10 protein-coding genes and 2 tRNA genes are annotated in these 8,195 nt (G+C 57.2%); 6 read left to right on the forward strand and 6 right to left on the reverse strand.

Translation table 11 applies throughout. The annotated features are described in order from the left end of the window. Positions 1-7: 7 nt before the first annotated feature. From DXY30_RS01255 to DXY30_RS01270, 4 genes are all read right to left on the reverse strand, one after another. Positions 8-973, reverse strand: a complete 966-nt coding sequence (locus DXY30_RS01255; protein ID WP_115093041.1) for a cation transporter — start codon at positions 971-973, stop codon at positions 8-10. Continuing rightward, positions 970-2,340 (reverse strand): FADH(2)-oxidizing methylenetetrahydrofolate--tRNA-(uracil(54)-C(5))-methyltransferase TrmFO, encoded by a 1,371-nt coding sequence (trmFO, locus tag DXY30_RS01260; RefSeq protein WP_115093042.1) that lies wholly within the window; start codon positions 2,338-2,340, stop codon positions 970-972. The genes DXY30_RS01255 and trmFO overlap by 4 nt, the downstream gene beginning before the upstream one ends. A gap of 49 nt (positions 2,341-2,389) precedes the next feature. Then, complete coding sequence (locus DXY30_RS13795) at positions 2,390-2,512, reverse strand: photosystem II protein Y (RefSeq protein WP_166017357.1); 123 nt, start codon at positions 2,510-2,512, stop codon at positions 2,390-2,392. A gap of 193 nt (positions 2,513-2,705) precedes the next feature. After that, positions 2,706-3,212, reverse strand: a complete 507-nt coding sequence (locus DXY30_RS01270) for a gamma carbonic anhydrase family protein (RefSeq protein WP_371638485.1) — start codon at positions 3,210-3,212, stop codon at positions 2,706-2,708. 86 nt (positions 3,213-3,298) lie between these two features. Here DXY30_RS01270 and DXY30_RS01275 point away from each other — a divergent pair. The 4 genes from DXY30_RS01275 to DXY30_RS13460 all read left to right on the forward strand — a co-directional run bounded on the left by DXY30_RS01275 (position 3,299) and on the right by DXY30_RS13460 (position 5,250). Beyond that, positions 3,299-3,370, forward strand: a tRNA-Lys gene (locus DXY30_RS01275). 196 nt (positions 3,371-3,566) lie between these two features. After that, positions 3,567-4,733 carry an NAD(P)-binding protein gene (locus DXY30_RS01280; RefSeq protein WP_244281192.1) on the forward strand — a complete coding sequence of 389 codons (1,167 nt, stop codon included), beginning with the start codon at positions 3,567-3,569 and terminating at the stop codon, positions 4,731-4,733. Between the two features lie 13 nt (positions 4,734-4,746). Then, a tRNA-Pro gene (locus DXY30_RS01285) sits at positions 4,747-4,820 on the forward strand. Between the two features lie 205 nt (positions 4,821-5,025). Beyond that, positions 5,026-5,250: a hypothetical protein gene (locus DXY30_RS13460; protein ID WP_137006760.1), complete on the forward strand. Its 225-nt coding sequence runs from the start codon at positions 5,026-5,028 to the stop codon at positions 5,248-5,250. Between the two features lie 120 nt (positions 5,251-5,370). Here DXY30_RS13460 and DXY30_RS13810 read toward each other — a convergent pair whose 3' ends face one another. Further along, entirely contained in the window at positions 5,371-5,526 is a 156-nt protein-coding gene (locus DXY30_RS13810) for a hypothetical protein (RefSeq protein ID WP_170951082.1), read from the reverse strand. A 53-nt stretch (positions 5,527-5,579) separates the two neighbouring features. Between DXY30_RS13810 and DXY30_RS01295 the strand changes: the two genes are divergently transcribed. Together DXY30_RS01295 and DXY30_RS13815 are read left to right on the forward strand one after the other, a co-directional pair. Further along, the gene (locus tag DXY30_RS01295) at positions 5,580-6,815 is read left to right on the forward strand and encodes a hypothetical protein (RefSeq protein WP_115093046.1); all 1,236 of its coding nucleotides are present in this window, start codon (positions 5,580-5,582) and stop codon (positions 6,813-6,815) included. A gap of 121 nt (positions 6,816-6,936) precedes the next feature. After that, the gene (locus tag DXY30_RS13815) at positions 6,937-7,611 is read left to right on the forward strand and encodes a class I SAM-dependent methyltransferase (protein ID WP_206749515.1); all 675 of its coding nucleotides are present in this window, start codon (positions 6,937-6,939) and stop codon (positions 7,609-7,611) included. A 298-nt stretch (positions 7,612-7,909) separates the two neighbouring features. Here DXY30_RS13815 and DXY30_RS14640 read toward each other — a convergent pair whose 3' ends face one another. Then, entirely contained in the window at positions 7,910-8,023 is a 114-nt protein-coding gene (locus tag DXY30_RS14640) for a hypothetical protein (RefSeq protein ID WP_256359537.1), read from the reverse strand. Between the last annotated feature and the right edge of the window lie 172 nt (positions 8,024-8,195).

Consider the following 8,195-nt stretch of genomic DNA (forward strand, 5'->3'; position numbering starts at 1 on the left):
CGTGACGCTAAGGGGCCGTCTGCGGCCTTGGATCCGGGCGATGAATCGGTGGCATCACCGTCAGGATCACCTCGGACCTCACCGGCCGGCCGAGTTCTGCACTGCAACGGGCATCAATGTGATGGCGAAGCGCATCAATCACCCGACTTTCCTGGGGCTGCAACGGATTGATGTAAACCACGACAAAGGCTGTACGACCGAGCTGCTGCACGGTGAAGTCCATCATCTGCAGCTGAAGCCCCACCAGTTCCTGCATCAACACAACCCGCGTGCGCTGCAACACATCCGGGTCGGCGGCGCAGCCGGCGGCCTGGGCCATGGCATCACGCAGCGCCGCCAAGGGTTCGCGCAACAAGGCCAGGCTGACCGCAAGCACCAGCAGCGCATCGGTAATCGGCGCCAGAGCGGAAAACGGCGTTGCCAGCAACAACGGAGAGGCCAGCAGGGCCAGGCCTGTGGCCAGGGTGATCACCGCATCGATCCGAGCATTACGGGCCTCCGTCAACAGCAGTAGGGACACCCCCCCAGTGCGGCGCCAATCCCGCCGATGCCGCCAGGCCAAAAGCCCGCACAGCGCTGTCATCAGAACGGTGTAAAGCCCCACCGGTTCCAGATGCAGCGGAGCAATGCTGGAGCCCCGCCACCAGTCGATCAGGGTGGAGCAGGCGCTGCCGACGCCAAAGCCGATCACCCCCAGCAGCACCAGGGAGCGGAACAACACATACAGGGCCTCCTGCCCCTCATAGCCATAGGGCCAGGCTCGATCCGGGGGACGCACAACATTCATGCTGATGCGGCTGGCAATCAAGGATGAACCCACCAGCACACCGGAATAGAGGCCGTCCAACAGCAGAGCCGACGAGCCGGTCAGCACATGGGCGGAAAACCCGGCGAGCGCCATCACTGCATTGGCTCCGACCCCAAAGCGCAGCGAGCGCTGTTCGATCCGGCGAGCCTCAGCAGGGGTGTTCATACCGTCAGAGTCTCAGGTTGAAGGGCCTGCACCAGCTCCAGGTCATGCAAGGCGCGATCGCGGTAAGCGCCATAACGGGCTCGCTTGTCGCGGATCCGCTCCGGTAGATCGGGCAAAAGTCCGAAATTGGGGGGCATCGGCTGAAATTTCGCGGTGGGCGCCTCGCTAACGAAATGCGTGAGGGCTCCACTCATGCAGGTTGACGGCAGATCAATGGGCTCAAGCCCCCGGGCCAACCGAGCCGCATTGGTGCCGGCCAACCAGCCACCGGCAACGGCGGCGGCATAGCCCTCGGTGCCCGTGATCTGACCAGCAGCCAAGAGGGTGGGACGCTGGCGGAATTGCAGCGTGGGCTGCAGCAGCTGTGGCGATTCAAGAAAGGTGTTGCGGTGCATCACACCGAACCGAACGAATTCCGCCTGGCCCAACCCAGGAATCATTTGAAGAACACGCTTCTGCTCTCCCCATTTGAGATTCGTCTGGAAGCCCACCAGATTCCACAGACGACCATCCTTGTCTTCCTGCCGCAGCTGAACCACGGCATAGGCGCGCTTGGCCCGACGCACATCGCGATCATTCACATCACCCCAACGAGGGTCCCAGAGCCCGATCGGCTTCAACGGGCCGTAGCGCATGGTGTCTTCACCCCGACGGGCCAGCTCCTCAATCGGCAGACAGCCCTCAAAGAAGGTGGCGTCGTTCTGATCAAAGTCCTTGAGTTCGGCCTGTTCGGCTTCGAGCAAGGCCTGGCGGAAGGCCAGGTATTGCTCCTTGTCCATGGGGCAATTGATGTAGTCCGCATCACCCTTGTCGTAACGGCTAGCGCGGAACGCAATCGTCAGATCAATGCTTTCGCCATGGACGATTGGGCTCGCCGCATCAAAAAAGTGGCAATCAGCTCGGCCGGTAAAACAGCGCAGATCCTCCGCCAAGGGTTCACTGGTAAGCGGCCCCGTCGCCAGCACCGTGATCGCATCAGCCGGCGGCAGGGTGTGCTGCTCGCGGCGTTCAATCGTGACCAGAGGGTGTTGATCCAGAACTTCAGTGAGCGCAGCGCTGTAGCGACCGCGATCGACGGCCAACGCCCCACCCGCCGGGACAGCGTGGGTGTCTGCCGTGCCGATCACGAGGGATCCCAGCCGACGCAGCTCCTCCTGCAGCAAACCCGCTGCACGGTCGCTGCTCAGGGCGCCGAAACTGTTACTGCAGACCAACTCAGCGAAGTCGCTGCTGTGGTGGGCGGGAGATCGTCGAATCGGACGCATCTCCACCAGGGTGACTGAAACCCCAGCACGGGCGATCTGCCAAGCCGCTTCGGTACCGGCAAGACCGGCACCGAGCACAGTGACGTGGGGAGATTGGGACAACCAGCTGCAGCAAGCAGCCTTCAGCCTACGAAGCTTGCTCGCCTGTGAATCAAGCGCGGCTGCGCTTGAGCATCAGCTGCAACTGACCCACAGCAGCACGACCAATGTTGAAGGCAGCCCAGCTGATGGCGGCGAGGATCGGAGCGACCACAAGGAAAAGACGGGCATCAATACCCAGGACTTGGCCCGTGGTGATCACGCTGAAGGCCGAGTAACCGACGATCACCAGGATGAGGACCAGACCGATGGCAACTCGGACCATTCTTGAAAACGGAAATCAGTGTCGCCGATCTTACGGACTTCTACGTGGATCCCACGACCTTCCTTGAAAGCTGATCAAATTCGCAGCAATCAAGGGGTTGAGTTCAAGGAGTGATTTGAGCGTGGGATGCCGCCAGTCGCGCATAGCGCTGGGCATGGCGGCGCTGCTCTTCGATCGATTCCGGAGGAAGATCCCTTTTCACGACTGCCGGAGCACCCATCACCAGGGTCCCAGGGGGCACATCCCTAGTGACGACTGATCCGGCGGCGACCAGAGCACCTGCACCGACGGTGACGCCATTCAGAACGATGGCACCAATCCCCACCAGGCACCCATCCTCCAGCGTGGCGCCATGGATAACGGCCCGATGACCAATGGTGACGTTGATACCGATATGTACCGGCTGCCCCGGATCGCCATGGAGCACAGCGCCATCCTGAACATTGCTCCCCGCTCCGATGCTGATCTGTTCCAAATCACCACGAGCCACTGCCGTAGGCCAGAGGCTGCTGCCCCCTGCCATCCGGACATTGCCAATGACAACGGCGGAATCGGCGACCCAAGCATCAGCGTCGATCTGAGGATCGGGCCACGGCTTCGATCCAGTCATTACCATGGTTCGGCAGCCACCAGTCTCTCCGGCGACCTGAGTGATAACCTCACTTGGTGCCGTAAACGGCATGCCCAAGCGGGCACGGGTCGCTAGCTCAGCGGTAGAGCATCCGGCTTTTAACCGGCTGGTCCTGAGTTCGAATCTCAGGCGACCCATATCAACGCTTTGATGTCGTCTCGTGACTCAGGCTGGCCATCACTGCGGCGGCTGTTAGAAAGCCGTGAATCCTTGATCAGGCCTACGGTTCAGATGGCGTATTTCGCGTTCTTTGGCGTCACGATTCTTCTGGCTCTGCTGGGTGGACTGTTTTCCAGGGTCGCTGCCGAACGTTATTGGATGTGATCAGGAGCGGTGGCTGCAGCGAACGTGGCTGAGGTTGATCTAGCCGTCGTCGGAGCTGGGCTGTCCGGATGCAGCCTGATCGGTCGATTTCACCAGTTGCAATCAAATCTGAACATTGCGCTGATTGAAGCCGGCCGGGGGCCGGGGGGCAGGGCTGCTAGCCGTCGCAGGAGAGACCAAAGCGGCTGGTTGCTCGACCATGGAGCACCTGGTTTTGCTCTCAAAAACCCTCCCTCCAAGGGGATGGAGGAACTGCTTTCAGCGTTGCAGTCGGCAGGAGTCCTTGAGCGCAACAAGCGTCCTGTGCTTTCGCTGGACGCAGAAGCAGCCTTGTCTGCCACCACCAGCCCTGAGGCCTGCCCGGAGGGCGGGTGGTGGCATGGCGTTCCCTGCATGGCCCGCATCTGCGAAGAGCTGCTTGATGGTGCTGGCTCAGCGCAAGTGCGCCGTCATTTCGAGACCCGCGTGCGCTGGCTGGAGCGACGCAACGATGATTGGCTGCTGGAAAACGAGGATCGGAGCTGGAGCCTCAAGGCCCAGAAACTGGTGCTTAGTGGAACCCTGCTGGCCCATCCCCGCTCCCTGAAGATGCTGGCGTGGGACGACGTCCCCTTGAGATCAGCCGTTGCAAAGGGGGTGGACATCGACCTCGATGCCGTTCTGAGTCAACTTCAACGCATGCGCACCGAGGTGCGCTGGAACTTAATGGTGGACCTCGGCGTGCCAGACCTCAAGGGTGATGTCTTCCCAGCTCAAATCTGGTTGAGCGAAGCTGCCAAGGCGCGATGGAAGGTGGAAAGACTCGTATTTCAGCCTCAACGCGATGGTCGCTGGGGGCTGGTGGTGCATGGTTTGGATTCGGGAGAAGCGATCACGCCCCAAAGCCAGGCTCGCCTGCTCGCCCAAGAGCAACAGCGTCTCGTGAGCCTGTTGCCCGAACTGCTCAAGTCTTCATCGGGTCTATCAGCCGCGCTGAACGAGGCAAAACCCCTGGGCGTGATGCGCTGGGGAGCATCACGCCCCCTCAACCACCCTCTTCACCCAGAGCTTCAATGGTGCCCCAAGAGCGAAGTGGGGTTTTGCGGGGATTGGATCGAGGGCCCTGGCTTTGGAACAGCGGAAGGAGCGATTCGCAGCGGCGTCGACCTCGCTGAACAGCTGCACGCTGACCGCTAATCTCTTAGAGCGCCGGGGAGTGGCGCAGTTTGGTAGCGCGCTTGCTTTGGGAGCAAGATGCCGCAGGTTCGAATCCTGTCTCCCCGATGCCCAACTTGCCAGTCCCCAGCTGGCTTTTAACCCTCTAAACCCCGATCTGGCCATTGGTCATTTCGGGGTTTTTTGGTGCTTATCGGCCGCAAAATGCGAGCTGTCCTGCGAGCCGAGGGCGTTTTTGCCCTTTAAGTTGATGGGGTGGGCCAGCGCAGCGCCAACTGCCTGACCCGTGACCAACTGAACTTGCATTCAGCTGATGACCTCATCATCTCGACCCGCTCGGCTTGTGCGGGGCAAACAAAACGGACTTTCCCGATCACGGGAATACCGCGTCTGGTGGGATATGCACCAGCGGTGCAAGAACCCCAACCTGAAGTGTTGGAAGAACTACGGCGGCCGCGGCATCACCGTCGATCAACGCTGGGGACATTTCCAGCAGTTCTTGGCCGATATGGGGGAACGCCCCAGTGCAGAGCATTAGATTGAACGAATCGACAACGACGGCCCCTATTCCCCAGAAAGCTGCAAGTGGGCCACCAGGGCCGAACAAGCAAAAAACAAACGCACCAGCCTCAGCCCTGCGGATAAAGCGAAGAGAGAATCAGAAAAAGAAGCGAGCAGACAAGAAAAAGCAGCTGAACGATTTCAGCGACAACTCGCCAAACAGGAAAAAATCGCCAAACGACTTCAGCAGCAGTTCGCCCGAATGATTCGGATTGAACGCGCACCAGTGACCGATGCGCAGGCCGCTGAACACGTCCGCAAAACACGGGAACGAATCCTCGCTGAATACGAAGGAGGGCAGAACTGATGGCCTTTTCTTCTGATTGGGTGAAGGGGCTGCGGCAGGCCCTTAAGCAGCAGTTTCCACTCGGTGGGTTCACCGTGCGCGAAATGAAGGGGAAGGTGTTTCTGCAGAAGCGTTGGCCGGATGGGTCGCGCCAGGCTGCAGCCCTGCCCATCAACTGGGGCCCTGGCATTGCGCTGGAGGTGCTCAAGACCGTGGAAGCGGTGAACGAACACCTACAAGCCGGCGCCAGCCTCAAAGATGCAGTGCACCTGCAATGGCCCGAAGACACCAGCACCGCCGCAGGGCGGAAGAAAGTCGGCACCAATTGGCCTGAAGTGGTCGAGCGCTTTCGCATTCACAAGATCCAATCCGGCCAGGTGAAGGCGACCACCTGGGATGAGGCCTATTCCTATGCAATGCGGGAAATCCTCGAAGCCCTGCCTGGTGCGAACAACGGCAAAGCCCTGCTCACCGCGATGGCCAAGGGCGCTCCAGGGTCACGGGGTCGGGTGGTGCGCATCGAGCGGGCGGCGCAGTTTTTGAAATTCGCTGTACGCGAGGTTGGTGTCGATTCCCGGTGGTTGACGCCCCAGGGTGATGACCTGATCGACATCAAAGGTCGGAAGGCTCCCAATACCGAGCCTGAATTCGCCAATGCCGGCCAGGCCATCCCGCTAAAGGATGAGCAGTTCCTGGCCCTGCTGGATGCCATCCCTGATCCGCGCTGGCGGTTGGCTGTCGGGCTGTGCGGTGTCTTCGGGTTGCGGCCCATCGAGCTGAAGTATTGCCGGCGTGATGGTGATGGCCTGCGCGTGGAATATCAGAAACGCACCGCTCGCGGTTGTTCACCGAAACGGACGGTGAAGGCGTTGGATCCGCTCGACGATCCAGGGCTTGGGGCGAAGTTGTTGCTGGAGCTGGAAATGGGTGTCACCGAGTTGCCCCCGCTTGGTGCGACCGATTCAGTGGCCGCAGGGCGGATGAATCAGTACCTGTGCCGCCGAGCCCTGTGGGCTGGATGGCGAGACGAGGTGGTGGCCAATAGGCAGCGGCTCAGCAGTTATTCGCTGCGGCACGGTTACGCCTACCGCTCGGCCATCGTCTACAACCTGCCGGTGAGGGTGGCCAAGGATTTGATGGGCCATTCCCTCGATGTGCACGTCAAGCACTACGGCAGCTTTATCGATGCCAAGGACGTTGGCGAGATGGTTGATGCAGCACGCTCCAGGGTGCTCAATACATCTGGAAGTTGCTGACAACGTCTGCAACTGATCAGCAATCTTTGCCGAATTATTAAAACCAATAACTTTGCGGATTCGCCCTGCAAACTCCTTTCTTTCACGTATTGTAAAGCTGCCATTACTTGCTTTATATCTTTTGACATTCCCACTAGCAATCGACAAAATTAATTTTTTTGAGGAAGAGGGATTAGCAAGAATCATTGCATTCAAATATATATTGAACTCCCTAAAAGCATTTGGCAGAACTTTGCTTTACGACTTGGGATGCGGGCCTTTGACTTTTTCGAGAGTAGCTATCGGCTATGGTTACAAAGTAATTGCTATTGATGGCAGAGATGATCGAATTTCGGCTGAAACCTTAGACAAGATTTCACGCAATAAAGATAAGTTTGAATTTCTAAAAATGAATGTTAAGGATTTTGATGATTTCAGGAGCGGCTCAATTGTTTGCATATTAGGGCTCTTATACCACCTAGACATCGACGAGCAAATTGCATTACTCAAAAGAGTCCCTGCTGATAGCCTATTAATAGTTGATACTCAAATCCACATTCCTGAGCTTGTCAACAAAACTGCCTCCCTTGAAAGAGGCTTATCCTTAGATCTTGTATGCACCAGTGGATACGAAGGTATTCTTTTCAAAGAGCTTGATAATCCAATGGCTTCAATTGGAAACATGGTGTCGTTTTGGCACACTCCGGAAAGCCTTATAAGATTGTTCATTGAATGTGGCTTCTCTAGCATAACAAAGTATGAGCCTACTTACATAAGTAAGTATGGCGCACGAAGTTTTTACCTTGCAAAGCAGTAATTTTTTTGTCAGCATCAACAAAGCTGCGGCTTCCGCTAACGCCTTTTCCTTGTGCCTCAGCTCCTGCTTGAGGGCTTTGATCTCCCGCTGGTCCTGGGCGCGGAGCTTCTCCAGTTCCTTCTGCTCTTTCATGGTCAGAACCGGCTTCTCATTGGCATCATGCAAAGCCTGCCGCCATCCTGCGTGAATTCAAGATTGTAGCTATTGACATCAATACTATCATTCTGAACAATAGAGAAGTCGCAAATGACGTTATTCCCCTTAGAGATTTTGGAGGCATCAGAATTGTAACCAGCGGTCAGGATATGGTCTCCTTGGCACCACCCAAGGTGTAATTACCAGAGCAACCGATAAGTTCATCATTATCCTTTCCTCGATAGAGTGAATCATTACCAGATCCGCCGACGAGGATGTCGTTGTTATCTTATGCCTTGAGGTATAGGTCAATCATTTGACAACAATTAAATCGAACAAAAATCTATATACTTCAATATTTTACTTATCCTTTTAAATGAAATCTAGATCTTCGAAGGCAATTGGATTAAGGCTTGAGCCTTTGAGCAAAGTATGGCGTTTTGTAGATT

The organism is Synechococcus sp. UW106, assembly GCF_900474015.1.
Taxonomy (GTDB): domain Bacteria; phylum Cyanobacteriota; class Cyanobacteriia; order PCC-6307; family Cyanobiaceae; genus Parasynechococcus.